The 16270-nt window shown below is 71.9% G+C and carries 16 protein-coding genes; 14 read left to right on the top strand and 2 right to left on the bottom strand.

Going from position 1 to position 16270, the window contains the following annotated elements; translation table 11 throughout:
• Positions 1–33 precede the first annotated feature (33 nt).
• A complete protein-coding gene (locus tag O7617_RS29435; protein ID WP_282259567.1) occupies positions 34–540 on the top strand; it encodes an Lrp/AsnC family transcriptional regulator in 507 nt (168 codons plus the stop codon).
• Here O7617_RS29435 and O7617_RS29430 read toward each other — a convergent pair.
• The gene (locus O7617_RS29430) at positions 470–1081 is read right to left on the bottom strand and encodes a histidine phosphatase family protein (protein ID WP_282259566.1); all 612 of its coding nucleotides are present in this window, start codon (positions 1079–1081) and stop codon (positions 470–472) included. The genes O7617_RS29435 and O7617_RS29430 overlap by 71 nt on opposite strands.
• A 157-nt stretch (positions 1082–1238) precedes the next feature.
• Here O7617_RS29430 and O7617_RS29425 point away from each other — a divergent pair, with 157 nt between their 5' ends.
• The 5 genes from O7617_RS29425 to O7617_RS29405 all read left to right on the top strand — a co-directional run bounded on the left by O7617_RS29425 (position 1239) and on the right by O7617_RS29405 (position 4679).
• A complete protein-coding gene (locus tag O7617_RS29425; protein ID WP_282259565.1) occupies positions 1239–1433 on the top strand; it encodes a CsbD family protein in 195 nt (64 codons plus the stop codon).
• 73 nt (positions 1434–1506) lie between these two features.
• A complete protein-coding gene (locus O7617_RS29420) occupies positions 1507–1848 on the top strand; it encodes a YnfA family protein (protein WP_282259564.1) in 342 nt (113 codons plus the stop codon).
• A gap of 188 nt (positions 1849–2036) precedes the next feature.
• Positions 2037–2981, top strand: coding sequence for a polysaccharide deacetylase family protein (locus tag O7617_RS29415; RefSeq protein ID WP_282259563.1), 945 nt, complete (start codon positions 2037–2039; stop codon positions 2979–2981).
• Positions 2982–3051: 70 nt separating this feature from the next.
• Complete coding sequence (locus O7617_RS29410) at positions 3052–3615, top strand: RNA polymerase sigma factor (RefSeq protein ID WP_282259562.1); 564 nt, start codon at positions 3052–3054, stop codon at positions 3613–3615.
• Positions 3615–4679, top strand: coding sequence for a hypothetical protein (locus O7617_RS29405; protein WP_282259560.1), 1065 nt, complete (start codon positions 3615–3617; stop codon positions 4677–4679). The genes O7617_RS29410 and O7617_RS29405 overlap by 1 nt, the downstream gene beginning before the upstream one ends.
• Positions 4680–4722: 43 nt before the next feature.
• Here the strand turns inward: O7617_RS29405 and O7617_RS29400 are convergent, their stop codons facing one another.
• Positions 4723–6114 (bottom strand): lysine 2,3-aminomutase, encoded by a 1392-nt coding sequence (locus O7617_RS29400; RefSeq protein ID WP_282259559.1) that lies wholly within the window; start codon positions 6112–6114, stop codon positions 4723–4725.
• 153 nt (positions 6115–6267) lie between these two features.
• Here O7617_RS29400 and O7617_RS29395 point away from each other — a divergent pair, with 153 nt between their 5' ends.
• The 8 genes from O7617_RS29395 (at position 6268) to O7617_RS29360 (ending at position 16202) form a co-directional block, all read left to right on the top strand.
• Positions 6268–7317 carry a zinc-binding alcohol dehydrogenase gene (locus tag O7617_RS29395; protein WP_282264901.1) on the top strand — a complete coding sequence of 350 codons (1050 nt, stop codon included), beginning with the start codon at positions 6268–6270 and terminating at the stop codon, positions 7315–7317.
• A 4-nt stretch (positions 7318–7321) separates the two neighbouring features.
• Positions 7322–8887, top strand: coding sequence for an amidohydrolase family protein (locus O7617_RS29390; RefSeq protein ID WP_282259558.1), 1566 nt, complete (start codon positions 7322–7324; stop codon positions 8885–8887).
• Between the two features lie 48 nt (positions 8888–8935).
• Positions 8936–10492 carry a lysine 5,6-aminomutase subunit alpha gene (locus tag O7617_RS29385; protein ID WP_282259557.1) on the top strand — a complete coding sequence of 519 codons (1557 nt, stop codon included), beginning with the start codon at positions 8936–8938 and terminating at the stop codon, positions 10490–10492.
• Between the two features lie 53 nt (positions 10493–10545).
• The gene (locus tag O7617_RS29380; protein WP_282264900.1) at positions 10546–11295 is read left to right on the top strand and encodes an OAM dimerization domain-containing protein; all 750 of its coding nucleotides are present in this window, start codon (positions 10546–10548) and stop codon (positions 11293–11295) included.
• Positions 11292–11684 (top strand): hotdog domain-containing protein, encoded by a 393-nt coding sequence (locus O7617_RS29375; RefSeq protein WP_282259556.1) that lies wholly within the window; start codon positions 11292–11294, stop codon positions 11682–11684. The genes O7617_RS29380 and O7617_RS29375 overlap by 4 nt, the downstream gene beginning before the upstream one ends.
• 54 nt (positions 11685–11738) lie before the next feature.
• A complete protein-coding gene (locus O7617_RS29370) occupies positions 11739–13076 on the top strand; it encodes a glutamate mutase L (protein ID WP_282259554.1) in 1338 nt (445 codons plus the stop codon).
• Positions 13077–13654: 578 nt separating this feature from the next.
• On the top strand, positions 13655–15358 hold the full coding sequence (gene lnt / locus O7617_RS29365; RefSeq protein ID WP_282264899.1) for an apolipoprotein N-acyltransferase: 1704 nt from the start codon (positions 13655–13657) through the stop codon (positions 15356–15358).
• 34 nt (positions 15359–15392) lie between these two features.
• Positions 15393–16202, top strand: a complete 810-nt coding sequence (locus O7617_RS29360) for a polyprenol monophosphomannose synthase (protein ID WP_282259552.1) — start codon at positions 15393–15395, stop codon at positions 16200–16202.
• The last annotated feature ends 68 nt before the right edge of the window (positions 16203–16270 follow it).

Below are 16270 nucleotides of genomic sequence, written 5' to 3'. Positions count from 1 at the left end.
CCGTCGGGCGGTTTTCCCGGTAGGTTGCACGCCGTGGAGGAGATCGACCGCGCTATCGTCGCCGCGCTGACCGCCGACGGCCGTCTGTCGTACACCGACCTGGCCGAGAAGGTGGGGCTGTCGGTGTCCGCCGTGCACCAGCGGGTGCGCCGGCTGGAGCAACGCGGGGTGATCAAGGGGTACGCCGCCCGGGTGTCGTTCGAGGCGCTGGACCTGCCGCTGACCGCGTTCGTGGCGATCCGCCCGTTCGACCCGTCGCAGCCCGACGACGCGCCGGAGCGGCTGGCGCACCTGCCCGAGATCGACTCCTGCTACTCGGTGGCGGGGGAGGATTTCTACCTGTTGCTGGTGCGGGTAGCCGGCCCGACCGACCTGGAGCGGGTGTTGCAGGAGATCCGCACCTCGGCGAACGTCACGACCCGCACGACGGTGGTGCTGTCCACCCCGTACGAGAACCGGCCGCCGAAGATCAGTGCCGCGGCGCCGGGTCGGTCGCGGTCCCGGGCGCCGGAGGAGCCGGCTGGTTCCACCGCAGGATGACCTGCCGGCCGTGCTCGTGACCGAGCGCGCTGACCGTGGCGGTCTCCAGGCGTAGCCGGCCACCCGCGGACGGGGGCAGGCCGATCCAGCGGGCGCCGAGCACGCGCAGACTGTGCGCGTGACCGACCAGCGCGACGGTGCCCCGGTCGAGCAGTGGGGTGACCCGCTGCAGCACCCGGTCGACGCGCTCGCCGACCTGCGCGGGGGACTCCCCGCCGGGGCAGCCGTCGGTCCAGATGTTCCAGTGCGGCTGGTCGGCGTGGATGTCGACGGTGGTGCGGCCCTCGTACTCGCCGTAGTTCCACTCGCTGAGGTCCTCGTCGACGGCGTCGACGGTGAGGCCGGCCAGTTGCGCGGTGCGTAGTGCCCGGGAACGGGGGCTGGCCAGCACGGTGACGAACCGCCGGCCGGCCAGGAACGCGGCCAGGGTGCGGGCCTGTCGCTCGCCGTCGGGGGTCAGCTCCAGGTCGGTGTACGAGGTGTGCCGCAGGCTGGCGCTCCAGGTGGTCTCGCCGTGCCGGATCAGCAGGAGCTCTCCCATGCGGCCAGTTAACCACCGACCGCACCGTTATCTCGCGGCCCTCGCCACAACCTATCTTCCTAGGATGCCCTAGCGGGTGTGCCGACCGGCACCGCCGGTTTCGGCACCCGGAAGCCGGGGATGCGAGCGGGGACAGTCGCCAGACCGAGGAGGCGCGATGAGCTTCACCGAGAAGGCAAAGAACAAGGTCGAGCAGATGGCCGGCGCGGCGCGAGAGCGCGTCGGCGACATGACTGACAACGAGCGGATGCGTGGCGAGGGCGCCAGCCAGCAGAGCGACGCGCGCGCCAAGCAGGCCGGTCAGAACGTCAAGGACGCCGGTCGCAACATGAAGGATTCCTTCACGAAGTGACCTGAGCGGTTCGCGGGTCCCCGGGCGCAGCGTCGCCCGGGGACCCGTCGTGTTCGGCGGTTAGGGTCGCCGGGTGACGGTGCTTCGTTCCCTGGTGTTGTTCGCGCTGGCCGCGCTTGCGGAGATCGGCGGCGCGTGGCTGGTGTGGCAGGGCTGGCGGGAGCAGCGTGGCCTGTGGTGGATCGCGGCGGGGGTGGTGGCGCTGGGCTGCTACGGGTTCGTGGCGACGTTCCAGCCGGACGCGAACTTCGGCCGGATCCTGGCCGCGTACGGCGGGGTGTTCGTGGCCGGGTCGTTGGGCTGGGCGATGGTGGTGGACGGCTTCCGCCCGGACCGGTGGGACGTGACCGGCGCGGCGCTCTGCCTGCTCGGCGTCGCTGTCATCATGTACGCCCCGCGTGGGATTTCCGCCTGACCCGCGTTACGACGCGGGGGCGTGTCGCTGTTGAGCGATATACCGCAGAGGCATAAATATGACTCTGAGGTATATCGCTCACGCGAGCGATACCTTCCCGCGCGGTCCGGAGAGGCACTCCCGCGCGATGCCCCGACCGCAGCACGCGGGGACAGTGAGACGCTTTCGCGTCTGCGATGATCTGCGGCGTGATCCGAGCTGGGCTTCGCCCGTTTCTTGGCGTGCTGGTCGTGGCGGCTCTCGGCGCTGCCGGGTGTGAGGCGTCCCGGGTGCCGCCTGCGGACCAGCCGGTCTTCGTCGGCTCGTCCGCCTCGTCGAGCCCGTCCACACCGTCCGTCGCGCCGTCGGTCGGTGCCTCGTCGGCGGCGCCGTCCACAGGTGCCGACCCGGCCGTGCCGTCGGCAGGTGCCCCGTCGCCGTCGGCTGTCACCTCGGTGCCGGGCGCGACGCCGACCGGGACCAGGGCGCCGGTGGTCAACCACGGTCCGCGGACCGGTGACAAGGTCGCGTTGACCTTCGACGCGGACATGACCGACGCGATGTTGGGCAACCTGCGTGCCGGTCGGGTGAAGTCGTACGCCAACCTGCGCATCCTCGACCTGCTGGAGCGGGAGCGGGTTCCGGCCACGTTCTTCCTGACCGGCAAGTGGGTGCAGCGGTATCCGGACGTGACCCGGCGCATCGCCGGCAATCCGCGCTTCGAGTTGGCCAACCACACGTACGGGCACGCGGCGTTCACCGGTGACTGTTACGACCTGCCCTCGAAGCCGGTGACCGAGTTGCGCGGCGACGTGGCGAAGACGTTCGAGGTGATCGCACCGTACGGGGGTCGGCAGACCCGGTACTTCCGTTTCCCGGGGCTCTGTCACGACGCGGCGGCGTTGGACGCGCTGGCCCCGCTCGGCGTGACGGTCGTGGACGGGGACGTGGTCAGCGGCGATCCGTTCGCGACAGCGTGGAAGCCGTTGGTGCGGGCGGTGGTGGACCACGCACGACCCGGGTCGGTGGTGATCATGCATGTGACCGAGGCGAACGCCGCGATGACCGATGAGGCGTTGCCGCACATCCTGGCCGGGTTGCGCGCGCGAGGGTTGACGCCGGCACCGTTGTCCGAGGTGCTGGGCGGAGCCTGAGACTGTCGGTTCGGCGGGCGCGTGTCGGGTGGGCTGTCACGGTTGAGGTCCCGCCGGACATGGAGTGGATGTGAGCTCCGGGACAGGGCAGGACGAGGACCGCTTCCGGCGGGCCTACGCCGAGGATTTCGAGTCGTTGCTGGCGTACGCGTTGCGGCGCGTCGCGCATCCGGAGGACGCGGCCGATGTCGTCGCGGAGACCTTCCTGGTGGCGTGGCGTCGTCGGCAGGACATTCCGGTCGTCGGTGAGGCCCGGCTGTGGTTGTACGGGGTGGCTCGGCGGGTCCTGGCGAATCATCACCGTGGTGGTGTCCGACGGCAGCGCCTGGGTGAGCGGTTGCGTCAGCAGATCGCCGCGTCGGTGCCGGATCCGGGCAGTGCGGTGCCGGAGCGGCTTGCCGTTCGGGCGGCGTTGGCGGGTCTGCCGGAGGTGGACCGGGAGGTGCTGATGCTGACCGTTTGGGAGGGGTTGCAGCCGCATGAGGTGGCGGCGGTGCTGGGGGTGTCTGCGGCGGCGGTGCGGACCCGGTTGTCGCGGGCGCGGGCACGGTTGCGGGGGTTGGTCGGTGACGACCCGGGGCCGCCCGGACATGTACTCGACGTGCTGACCACTTCCACCCGCAAGGAGGACTGATGACCACAGGGGAGCGGGTCGACCAGCTGGTTCGGGATGCCGACCCGGGTGGGTTCGGGGTGATGGGGGATTTCGGCGGGGTGAAGCAGGCCCTCCTGGAGGACATCATGTCCGAGTCGTTGGTCCGGCGTACCGTCGGGATGCCGCGGCGGCGGGTGTGGGTGCGTCGCTTCGCGGGTGTCCTGACCGCGGCGGCCGTGCTCCTGAGCATCGTGCCGGCGTCCATGCTGTTACGGGGGCAGGCTGAGGATGACGGGGTCTCGCCGATCGCCAGCGCGGGTGTGGGAGCCGGGGCCGTCTTTTCGCCGCTGGTGATGGAGGCGGCGGAGAGGAGCCCACGGTTGCTGATCGACCGGGCCGGTTGGACGGTGACGGCCCTGTCCGAGTTCTCCAAGGACTATGGCGTGGTCAGGTTCCGCCGGGGTGGGCGGGAACTGGAGATGAACTGGTATTCGGCGTCCGTGTACGCGGACCGGTATGCCAACCAGCGCGAGACGGGCCCGGGGAGGTCGGTGCGGGTGGACGGTTGGCCGGCTGATCTGTTCCAGAGCTTCAGCGGTGATTTCACGGTGCTGGTGCGTCCCCGCGACAACATGGTCGTGGAGATGAAGACCTCCGGGAACTGGTCGCGTAAGGACGTGGACCGGGTTCTCTCGGACGTCGTTCGGGTGGACGCGCGGACCTGGTTGGCGGTGCTTCCGGCGGAGATGACCATGCCGGTGCGGGAGCGGGCGGCGAAGGTGCTCGCCGACGTGCCGCTGCCGCCGGGGTTCGATGTCGCCGCGTTGGAGGAGATCGGGGTGAGCGACTCGTACCAGTTTGGTGTGGGGGTGACGTCCCGGGTGGGTTGTGGGTGGATCGCGGAGTGGCAGCGGGCGCGGGCGGTCGGGGATGAGGTCGGGGTGCGCCGGGCCGCCGAGGCGCTGCGGGGCAGTCACGGGTGGCGGGTGTTGCGGGAGATGGACAAGGCGGGTGACTGGCCGGAGGTGTTCTGGGAGTACGCCGACGAGGTGGCGGCCGGGACGCTGCGGGCGGGGTACGTCGAGGGTTTGAGCTGCCGGTGACGGAAAACGGCGACACCCCCCGGGGGTGTCGCCGTCGGTGCGGTCAGTCGTCGCGGTGGTCGGTCCACCACTGCCGGCCGTCGGCGGGCAGCGTGTCGATCGGGTCGTAGTAGGCGTAGCGCTTGTTGAGCGCCTCCAGGTCGGCGGACTCGATGGAGGTGCGGTAGTTCTTGGTCCAGTAGGAGATGCCGCGCTCGCGGTCGTAGTCGGTGAGCATGTGCACCCAGCGCTTACCGACGAAGGGGACGTCGCAGACGATGCGGGGGGTGGCGTAGCCGGGGAGGTATCCCATGATGTCGTGCTGGAGTTGCTGGGCGTGCCAGACCGGGACGCGCCAGTGTTCGGCGTTGGGGATCATGTCGCACATGTAGAAGTAGTACGGCAGGATCCCGGCCTCGCCTTGGAGGGCGAAGCAGAGGTCGAGCAGTTCCGGGGTGGTGGCGTTGACGCCGCGCATGAGGACGCCCTGGTTGCGGACGTCGCGGACGCCGACGTCGAGGGCGGTCTGGGCGGCCTTGGCGACCAGTGGGGTGAGGGACTGGGCGTGGTTGACGTGGGTGTGGATGGCGAGGTTGACGCCGCGGCGGGCGGCGGTGCGGGCGACGCGTTCCAGACCTTCGACCACGTCGGGTTGCAGCCAGTGCTGGGGGAGGCCCATGAGGGCCTTGGTGGCGAGGCGGATGTCGCGGACCGTCTCCAGTTCGAGTAGGCGCATGAGGTACGACTCGAGGTTGCGCCAGGGGACGTTGGCGACGTCTCCGCCGGAGACGACGACGTCGCGGACGCCGGGGTGGGCCTTGAGGTAGGCGATGTGGGCGTCGTAGCGGTCGACGGGCTTGAGGGTGAGTTTGAGTTTGTCGACGGCGGGGGTGGAGTTGCCGACGAGGTCCATCCGGGTGCAGTGCCCGCAGTACTGGGGGCAGGTGGAGAGCAGTTCGGCGAGGACCTTGGTGGGGTAGCGGTGGGTGAGACCTTCGGCGACCCACATGTCGTGCTCGTGGAGGCTGTCGCGGCTGGCGTAGGGGTGTGAGGGCCAGTCGGTGCGTCGGTCGGAGGCGACGGGAATCATGTAGCGGCGGATGGGGTCGGCGAGCAGCGCCTCGGTGGTGGGGGGCACGTCCGGCACCATCGTGTTGATCATCTGTGGTGGCACCAGCATGGACATGGTGGCCAGGGCCTTCTGGTCGGCCTCGAGGTCGGCGTAGAAGCTCTCGTCGACGAGGTCACCGAGGACGGCGCGGAGCTGCTTGATGTTCTTGACGCAGTTGACGCGTTGCCACTGGGCGGATTCCCACTGCTCGCGGGTGATGTGGCGCCAGCCGGGGAAGCGGGTCCAGTCGGGTTCGACCAGGGGGCGGCGGTGGTATTCGTAGGGCTGCCCGGCGGTCGGTGTGGCGACCGGGGCGTGACGGGGGTGCGGGATGGTCTGGGTCACGGCCCCTCCTCGGTGTTGCTGTTGATCGACGGGCCCGAAGGCTACTGGAAAATATTCGGTACAGAAACTAGTCTGCCGTAAGTTTTCCCGTTACGCGAGCCTTGACCGGGGCTTCGGGCGGCTGGGCAGGGGAGGGTTGGCGTGACGTCACCGGTGGGGCTGCACCGCGTCGTGCAACCGGCGGGGGTGCTGCCGCAGGCGGCCTGGCGCCTGGACGCGTCGGCGCAGATCGCGCCCAACGAGGTGCGGATCCGGGTGCAGCGGCTGAACCTGGACGCGGCGAGTTTCCGGCAGTTGTCGGAGAAGCACGGCGGTGACGGCGACGCGGTCCGCGCCGAGGTGCTGGAGATCATCACCACCCGGGGGAAGATGCAGAACCCGGTGACCGGGTCCGGCGGGATGTTGATCGGCACGGTCGAGGAGGCCGGTCGGCGGTCCCCGCTGGGGCTGAAGGTGGGCGAGCGGGTGGCGACCCTGGTGTCGTTGACGCTGACGCCGCTGGTGATCACCGATGGGCTGGCCCGCTGGGACGGGCGCAGTGAGCAGGTGCCCTGTGACGGGTGGGCGATCCTGTTCGCCCGTTCCATCGCCGCGGTGCTGCCCGACGACGAGGACCCGCAGTTGTCCCTGGCCGTGCTGGACGTGTGTGGGGCGCCCGCGTTGACCGCGCGGGTGGTGTCGCGCTACGTCGAGGACCGTCGTCGGGTCGGTGACCCGACGCCGGTGCGGGTCGCGGTGATCGGTGGGGCGGGCAAGAGCGGGTCGCTGTCGCTCGCGGCGGCGCGGCGGGCGGGTGCCGCGCGTACCGTCGGGGTGGTTCCGGTGGCGGCGGAGCGGGACGCGCTGACGGCGGCCGGGTTGGCGTCGGTGGTGGCGGTGGCCGACGCGCGGGACCCGGTGGGGTTGTCCACGGCGGTGACCACCGCCCTGGGCGCGCCGGCGGACGTGACAGTGGTGTGCGTGGACGTGCCGGGGTGTGAGCACGGTGCGGTGTTGGCCACCGCGGACGGCGGCACGGTGATCTTCTTCTCGATGGCGACGAGCTTCTCGGCGGCGGCGTTGGGCGCGGAGGGGTTGGCTGCGGACGTGACGATGCTGGTGGGCAACGGGTACGTGCCGGGGCACGCGGAGTTGGCGTTGGGGCTGCTGCGCGCCGAGCCGGGGGTGCGTCGGCTGTTCGCGGCGCGGATCGCGGCAGACTGAGGTCATGACGAACCCCTCGACGTTGTACCGCGGCGGCGTGCTGTACTGCCCCGCCGAGCCGAGTGCTACCGCGCTGCTGGTGTCCGGTGGGCGGATCACCTGGTTGGGGACCGACGGTGACGCGCCGCCGGCCGACCGGGTGGTGGACCTGGACGGGGCGTTGGTGACGCCGGCGTTCGTCGACGCGCATGTGCACGCCACCGACACGGGGTTGGCGTTGTCCGGGCTGGAGTTGTCCGGGGTGCGGTCGGCGGCGCAGTTGTTGGACGCGGTGGCCGGGTTCGCGGCGGGTCTGCCGGCGGACGCGGTGGTGTTGGGGCACGGCTGGGACGAGTCGGGTTGGTCGGATCCGTCGTTGCCGGACGCGGCGGCGTTGGATCGGGCGGCCGGTGGGCGGCGGGTGTACCTGTCGCAGGCGTCGATCCATTCGGCGTTGGTGTCGTCGGCGCTGCTGGCGGCGTGTCCGCAGGCGGCGCAGGCGGCCGGGTTCGACGCGTCGGGGTGGTTGCGGCGCGACGCGCACCACGTGGTGCGGGCGGCGGCGCAGGGGTCGGTGAGTCGGGCGCAGCGGGTCGCCGCGCAGCGGGTGGCCCTGTCGCACGCGGCGTCGCTGGGGATCGCCGCGGTGCACGAGTGTGGTGGCCCGGACATCTCCGACGAGGAGGACTTCACCGGGTTGCTGGGCGTCTCCGGTGCGGGGGTGCCGGAGGTGTACGGGTACTGGGGTGAGTTGGGTGGTGCGGCGCGGGCCCGGGAGTTGGGTGCGGTGGGCGCGGGTGGTGACCTGTTCGCCGATGGGGCGTTGGGGTCGCGTACGGCGCACGTGTCGCAGGCGTACGGTGACGGCGACGGGTGTGGGCACGGGTACCTGACGGCGGAGCAGGTGCGTGATCACCTGCTGGACTGTGCGGCGCACGGCATGCAGGGCGGGTTCCACGCGATCGGGGACGCGGCGATCGGCACGGTGCTCGACGGGTTCGCGGCGGCGGCCGAGACGGTGGGTTTGGAGCGGTTGCGCGCGGCCCGGCACCGGATCGAGCACGCGGAGATCATGAACAAGCGGTTGATCGCGCGGTTCGTGGAGTACGGGGTCGTGGCGAGCATGCAGCCGGCGTTCGACCGGTTGTGGGGTGGCGCGGGCCGGATGTACGAGGCGCGGTTGGGGTTGGACCGGTCGTTGGAGTCGAACCCGATGGGTGCGATGCACTCGGTGGGTGTGGCGTTGGCGTTCGGGTCGGATTCGCCGGTGACGCCGCTGGACCCGTGGGGGTCGGTGCGGGCGGCGGCGGCGCACCACAACCCGGCGCAGCGCATGGGTGTGCGTTCGGCGTTCGCCGCGCACACCCGGGGTGGGTGGCGGGCGGTGCACCTGGATGTCGAGGGGGTTCTCGCCTTGGGTGCGCCGGCGACGTTCGCGGTGTGGTCGACGCCGGCGGGAGTGGAGCGGGGTCTGCCGGTGTTGCTGGCCGAGGACGCGGAGCTGCGGGGTCCGGACGACCCGACGCCGTTGCCGGTGTGTCGGCGTCTGGTGCTGCGCGGTGAGGTCATCTACGAGGAAGGGTCGTCGTGAGCGAGCGCGGCGAGCGAACCATCAGGCACAGGAACGAGTGGATGGTCGATGAGCAAGCTTGATCTCGATCCGGTGCTGGTGGCGCGGGCGCGGGAGTTGGCGCGTCGGGCCGGGCAGCCGGTGGTGGACCTGGCGCGCAGCCACACGACGGTGTCGGTGGAGCGGGCGGTGCTGCGGCTGGCCGGGGTGACCGGCGCCGATCCGGACGGTATTCCGTGGGTGAACCGGCTCGTCGACGCGGTCGCCGCGGACGTCGGTCTGGGGCACGGGGTGGCGGTTCCGGTGTTCGACGCCCTGGCGCGTGAGGGCCTCACCGACGTGACGTTGCTGGCGCAGAAGGCCGCGGCCGGGTCGGTGCGCTTCGGCGTACCGGCCGGGCGGGCGGCGACGGCGGCCCGCAGCGCGGCGCGTAGGGCGGTCGGGTCGGGCATCCGGCGCATCGACCGTCGGCGCGCGGAGCGGGACCGTCTCGTCAAGCGGCACGGTGACCCGGCGCAGCGGCCGTGGATCTACCTGATCGTGGCGACGGGGGACATCTACGAGGACATCCCGCAGGCGCAGGCGGCGGCGCGGGCGGGCGCGGACGTGATCGCGGTGATCCGTTCCACCGGGCAGTCGTTGTTGGACTACGTCCCCGAGGGTGCGACCCGGGAGGGGTTCGCCGGCACGTACGCCACGCAGGAGAACTTCCGGTTGATGCGCGCGGCGTTGGACGAGTCGTCCAAGGAGGTGGGCCGTTACGTGCGGTTGACCAACTACGCGTCCGGGTTGTGCATGCCGGAGATGGCGACCCTGGCCGGGTTGGAACGCCTCGACATGATGCTCAACGACTCGATGTACGGGATCCTGTTCCGCGACATCAACCCGGTGCGCACGTTCGTCGACCAGCGGTTCTCCCGGCAGGTGCACGCCCGGGCCGGGATCATCATCAACACCGGTGAGGACAACTACCTGACCACCGCGGACGCGGTCGACGAGGCGCACACGGTGACGGTGTCGCAGCTGCTCAACGAGTTCTTCGCGCACGAGGCGGGGTTGGCGGACTGGCAGTTGGGGTTGGGGCACGCGTTCGAGATCAACCCGGAGGTGCCGGAGTCGTTCCGGTTGGAGTTGGCGCACGCCCTGCTGGCGCGGGAGTTGTTCCCGGACGCGCCGTTGAAGTGGATGCCGCCGACGAAGCACATGACCGGCGACGTGTTCCGGGGCAACCTGCTCGACGGGTTCTTCAACCTGGCCGGGGCGCTGACCGGTCAGGGCATCCTACTGGTGGGGATGATGACCGAGGCGGTGGTGACGCCGTGGTTGTCGGACCGGGACATCGCCCTGCAGAACGTGCGGTACGTGCTGGGTGCGGCCGGTGGGCTGCACGAGGACTTCGTGCCGGCGCCGGGCGGGTTCATCCGCCGGCGCGCCGACCAGGTGCTCGGTGAGGCGCTGGACCTGTTGGAGCGCATCGGGGAGCAGACGTTGCTGACGGCGATCGCCGAGGGCACGTTCGGGATCATGAAGCGGCCGGCGGACCGGGGCAAGGGCCTCGACGGGGTCGCCGCGCACGAGGCCGACTACTACAACCCGGCCACCGACATCCTGGAGGCGGCGGCGTGAGCGAGCGGAGCGAGCGAACCGGCCAGCACAGCGGTCCGGCGCGCAGCGGCGGCGTGAGCAAGCAGATCGTGCGGCCGTACGGGGACACCACCGGTGACGGGATGGTGCAGGTGTCGTTCACCCTGCCGGTGTCGCACGACAAGCGGGCCGAGGGCGCGGCGGTGCAGCTGGCCAGCAAGATGGGCATCGACCCGGCGATGGTGGTGCACGCCAAACCGATGGGCGACGGGTTCACGTTCTTCGTGGTGTACGGGCGGGTCAACCACCTGGTCGACCTGAACGCGGTGCAGGTGGTGGAACGCGACTTCGCCCTGTTGTCGGCGAAGGACGTCAACACGGTCATCAAGCAGCGGTTGCGGCGCAAGCTGTCGGTCGTCGGTGCGTGCATCGGCACCGACGCGCACACCGTGGGCATCGACGCGATCCTCAACGTCAAGGGCATCGCGGGGGAGAAGGGCCTGGAGTACTACCGGGAGTTGAAGGTCACCAACATGGGTGCGCAGGTCAGTGTGCCGGAGTTGGTGGAGATGGCCCGGGTGGAGAAGGCCGACGCGGTGCTGGTGTCGCAGGTCGTCACGCAACGCGACGCGCACCTGCACAACACCCGGGAGATGTCCGCGGCGTTCCGGGAGGCGATGCCGGCGGGCAAGCGGCCGCTGCTGATCGTCGGTGGTCCCCGGTTCGACGAGACGATGACCGACGAGTTGGGTGTGGACCGGATCTTCGGTCGGGGCACCACACCCGGCGAGGTGGCCAGTTACCTGGTGCACGCCCTGATCACGCAGCGGAAGGCGATGGCATGACCGACGCACGGCTCGGGTTGACGGTGACGCACCGGCGGTATGTGCCGTACTCGCACGCCCACTACGCGGGCAACCTGGTCGACGGGGCGTACGCCCTGGGGTTGTTCGGGGACGTGGCGACCGAGGTGTGCATCCGCACCGACGGGGACGAGGGGTTGTTCGCCGGGTACTCCGACGTGCGGTTCAGCGCGCCCATCCACGCCGGTGACGTGGTGGAGGTGACCGCGCGGGTGTCGCGGGTGGGCTCGCGCAGCCGCACCCTGGAGTTGGCCTGCGTGGTGGTGTGCCGGGGTCGCCCGGAGGTTTCCGAGTCGGCCGCGGAGGTCCTGGACCCGCCGATCGTGGCGGTCACCGCGACCGGCACCGTGGTCGTCCCCGCGTCGGCGTGAGTCGCGAGGAGTGAGCCGGGGTTGCGAGCCCCGCAGTCGCGAACAGGAGGACCTGTGACCCTGGCGGTCTGCGCGGACGTCGGGTCCACGTACACCAAGGCGGCGGTGGTGGACCTGGCCGCCGGTGCGCTGGTGGGTGCGGCGTCCGCGCCCACCACGGTCGGCACCGACGTGTTGCACGGCCTGGACGCCGCGGTCGCGGCGGCCACCGCCGGGCTCGGGGTCCGCGACGTGCCGTGGTACGTGTGCTCGTCGGCCGGTGGTGGGCTGCGGCTGGCCGTGATCGGCTACGAGCCGCTGGTCACCGCGCAGGCGGGCCGGCGGGTCGGGTTGTCCGCCGGTGCGCACGTGGTGCACGTGGCGGCGGGCAGGCTCGGCGCGGCGGACCTGACCGCGTTGCGCGCGGCCCGACCCGACGTGGTGCTGCTGGTCGGTGGCACCGACGGCGGGGACGCCGACACGGTCACCCACAACGCGACGCGGCTGGCCCGCGCCCGGTGGCGCAAACCCGTGGTGTACGCGGGCAACGCCGACGTCCGCGACGACCTCACCGCGCTGTTGGAGGCCGCCGGGGTGCCGGTGACCGGGGCGGAGAACGTCCTACCGCGCATCGGGGTCCTCGCCCCGGCGTCGGCGCGCGCGGCGATCCGCACGGTGTTCCTGCGGCACGTCATCGGGGGTAAACGGCTGTCGCGGGGCACCCGGTTCGCCCGGCTGGTCCGCGCGGCCACCCCGGACGCGGTCCTCACCGGTGTGGAGGTCCTCGCCGACACCATCGGCGGTGACCTCGCCGTGGTCGACGTGGGAGGGGCCACCACCGACGTGTACTCGGTGCTCACCCCCGACGAGCGGGCCATCGGGCCCGGCCGGGAGGTCGCCGGCACCCTCTGGCGGGCCCGGACCGTCGAGGGGGACCTGGGCATGCGGTGGAGCGCCCCCGGGGTGGTGCGCGCCGCCGTGGAGGAGCGGCTGCTCACCACGGGCGACGCCGCCGACCTGGCCGCCGACGCGGACCGTCGGGCCGCCGACCCGGCGTTCCTGGCCGTCGACGACGCGCAGCGGGCCGTGGACGCCCGGATCGCCACCCTCGCGGCGACGGTGGCGTTGCGGCGACACGCGCGGGGCGCCGCGACCGGTGAGCGTTGCGGGCGGGACCTGCGTGACGTGCGGTTGCTGGTGGGTTCCGGTGGGGTGCTGCGGCACGCGCCGACGCCCGTGTCCGGGCAGGTGTTGGCGGCGGTCCTCACCGATCACGCCGGTGGGTGGGCGTTGCCGCGTGCCGCCGACGCGGTGGTCGACGCCGACTACGTGTTGGCCGCCGGAGGGCTCCTCGCCCAGGAGCATCGGGCGGCGGCGGGGGCGCTGCTGCGTCACCATCTGCGGACACATTGAGACGCGCCGACCCGACACGCCGTGTCGCAACACACGACAGGCCGGGTGTGGGTTGACAACCGACGGGGGTCGGCACGTACCGTCTTTGAGTCCTACCACGGGAAGCGGCTGTTGTTCGCTTCGTCCCTTCGTCCGCTGGCCGAGCGACATGTTTCAGCATCATCGTCGCGGCGGCCAGGTCCAGCGGGCGGGGGTCGGCGGGGCGGCGCGAACCGGCCGCGGTTACCGGTGTATGGGCAGGGTGAGGTGCACGGCCAGTAGACAACGGCCCGGCGGGGGCAGCCAGTCCGCGTCCGGTCGGTCCGAAGGTCGTCGTGCCCCATCCTCGCCACACCGGCCGGGAAGGGCCTGGGAGCATCGGGGCGCGGCTTACGCCGCGCCCCGATTTCGTCCCCACCGCGTCCCGTGCCGCCTTCCGTGATCAGGTGACGAGAAGTGGGTCGGCCGGTCCCTCCTCGACCTCTTCCTCATCACCTGATCATCGCGCCCCACCGCTCACTGCCGCCTGCCCGATGCGGCCGTCAGGACCGGCAGCCGGGTAACCTTCGCCCCGTGATCGAGGTGAAGCTGCGGTGACGATGCTGGAGCGGGACGAAACCCACGCGCCCACGGTGACCGGCGCGCCGGTCGTCGCCGGTCGGCCGTTGCCGCTGCCCGTCGCCGCGCCCCTGGCGATCGCCGCCGGGCTGGCCCTGCTGGTGGCGTTCCCCCCGTACGGGGTGTGGCCGCTGGCCCCGGTCGGCGTGGCGTTGCTGGCCGCCGCCACCCACCGGCGGCGGTTGCGCGCCGGCGCCGGCCTGGGTTTCCTCACCGGGGTCGCGTTCTTCGCCCCGCTGCTGGCCTGGACGAACCTGCACACCGGCTACCTGCCGTGGGTGCTCCTGTCGCTGTTGCAGGCCGGCTACCTGGCGCTGCTCGGCGCGGCCACCGCCTGGGTGTCCCCGCTCGTCGACCGCCTCCGCTGGTCGTGGCCGGTGCTGACCGGGCTGCTGTGGGTCGGGCAGGAGGCGCTGCGTGACCGCACCCCGTTCGGTGGGTTCCCGTGGGGGCGGTTGGCGTTCAGCCAGGACACCTCCCTGCTGCTGCGCCTGGCCGCGCTGGGCGGCGCCCCGCTGGTGACGTTCTCGGTGGCGCTCCTCGGCGGGCTGCTCGTCACCGCCGTCTGGCGCGGATGGGCCGTCGCCCGTCGTCGTGCGCCGCAGGGCACCACCGCGCCCCCGCACAGCCCGCTGGACGCCGCGCCCGACCCCCAGACCGCCCCGCCGCGCCCAGATGGCGCTGCGGCGGCGCGGCGGTGGCGTCCGGTTGTCGTACCGGCCGCCGTGGCCGTCGCGCTGACCGCCGGGGCGCTGCTGGTGCCCGTCGCCGCCGCCGGGTCCGGCGCGGACGTCACCGTGGCGATCGTGCAGGGCAACGTGCCGCGCCTGGGCCTGGACTTCAACGCCCAACGGCAGGCGGTCCTCAACAACCACGTCGACGCCACCCTCGAACTGGCCGCCCAGGTCGCCGCCGGCCGGCAACGCCAACCCGACCTGGTGGTGTGGCCGGAGAACTCCAGCGACATCGACCCGCTGCGCAACCCCAGCGCCGGGGCGCGGATCTCCCAGGCCGCCGACACCGTCCGCGCGCCGATCCTGGTCGGCGCGGTGCTGCTCGGGCCGGGCGCCGGGCAGGTCCGCAACGCGGGCATCCTGTGGCGGCCCGGCACCGGCGCGGACCTGGACCAGCTGTACACCAAACGCCACCCGGTGCCGTTCGCCGAGTACGTGCCGCTGCGTGACGTGGCCCGCATGGTCAGCAAGCAGGTCGACCTGATCCGCAGCGACTTCGTGCCCGGAAGCACCCCGGGCGTGGTACGCGTCGGCCCGGCCGTGCTGGGTGACGTGATCTGCTTCGAGGTCGCCTACGACGCTGTGGTCCGCGACACCGTCACCGGCGGCGCGCAACTGCTCGTCGTGCAGACCAACAACGCCACCTTCGACGTGGCGGAGGCCCGCCAGCAGCTGGCCATGGTCCGGTTGCGGGCCGTCGAGCACGGTCGGCCCGCGTTGATGGCCTCCACGGTCGGCGTGTCCGGGTTCGTGGCACCCGACGGGCGGGTAAGCGATGCCACCGGGTTCAACACCCGGGAGGTCGTGGTGCGGCAGCTGCGCCTCGACGACGGACGTACCCTCGCCACCCGGCTCGGTTGGTGGCCGGAGGTGGCGCTCGCCGCGTTGGCCGCGGCGGCCCTGGTCGGCGCCGCGACGGTGCGCCGGCGGCAGCGGATCATGCCCGGATAGCAACAGCCGGTACGCCGGCGGGAGCGGAGGAACCGTGATCCAGGCGACCGATACGATCCGACGCCCGGACGAGGTGCCCGGTGTGGGTCGGGTGCTGGTGGTGATCCCCACCTACAACGAGGCGGACAACATCGCGGCGATCGTGGGCCGGGTCCGGCGTGCCGCCCCGGCGGTGCGGATCCTCATCGCCGACGACAACAGCCCCGACGGCACCGGTGCGATCGCCGACGCCCTCGCCGACGGCGACGCCCACGTGCAGGTGATGCACCGGCACGGCAAGGAGGGCCTCGGTGCGGCGTACCTGGCCGGGTTCGGGTGGGCCCGGGAGCACGGCTACCAGGCGGTCGTGGAGATGGACGCCGACGGCTCCCACGCCCCGGAGGACCTGCCCGCCCTGCTGGACGCCGCCCGCGACGCCGATGTGGTGATCGGGTCGCGGTGGACCAGCGGCGCCCGCGTGCTCAACTGGCCGTTGCGGCGGCTGCTGCTGTCGCGCGGCGGGAACCTGTACGCCCGGATGGCGTTGGGCATGCCGGTCTCGGACGCCACCGGTGGTTACCGGGTGTACCGGATCAGCGCGTTGGACGCCATCGATCTGGAGTCGGTGACCTCCCAGGGGTACTCGTTCCAGGTGGAGCTGTCCCGGCTGGCGCACCAGGCCGGGGTGCGGATCGTGGAGGTGCCGATCACGTTCGCCGAGCGGGAACGCGGGGACAGCAAGATGAGCCCGAAGATCGTGGCCGAGGCGCTGTGGCGGATCACCGCCTGGGGTGTGCAGGACCGCCGCCAGGCGGTACGCCGTGGCCTGCACGGCACGGCCACCGGTCAGGCGCGGTGGCCGTGAGCGAGGTCGTGTCATGCTGGATGGGCGGGACACGCCCCTGGGTTTCGCGGGAATGGCGATGAGGTGAG

This window comes from Micromonospora sp. WMMD1155, assembly GCF_029581275.1.
Taxonomy (GTDB): Bacteria; Actinomycetota; Actinomycetes; order Mycobacteriales; family Micromonosporaceae; genus Micromonospora.
Note: the sequence above shows the minus strand (reverse complement) of the source record. Positions and strands in the feature narration are given on the sequence as shown.

Coding starts and splice junctions, on each gene's coding strand:
- O7617_RS29430 (WP_282259566.1), bottom strand. CDS start 1,081: ATGGGAGAGCTCCTGCTGATCCGGCACGGCGAGACCACCTGGAGCGCC.
- O7617_RS29405 (WP_282259560.1), top strand. CDS start 3,615: ATGACCACAGGGGAGCGGGTCGACCAGCTGGTTCGGGATGCCGACCCG.
- O7617_RS29425 (WP_282259565.1), top strand. CDS start 1,239: ATGAGCTTCACCGAGAAGGCAAAGAACAAGGTCGAGCAGATGGCCGGC.
- O7617_RS29385 (WP_282259557.1), top strand. CDS start 8,936: ATGAGCAAGCTTGATCTCGATCCGGTGCTGGTGGCGCGGGCGCGGGAG.
- O7617_RS29375 (WP_282259556.1), top strand. CDS start 11,292: ATGACCGACGCACGGCTCGGGTTGACGGTGACGCACCGGCGGTATGTG.
- O7617_RS29390 (WP_282259558.1), top strand. CDS start 7,322: ATGACGAACCCCTCGACGTTGTACCGCGGCGGCGTGCTGTACTGCCCC.
- lnt (WP_282264899.1), top strand. CDS start 13,655: ATGCTGGAGCGGGACGAAACCCACGCGCCCACGGTGACCGGCGCGCCG.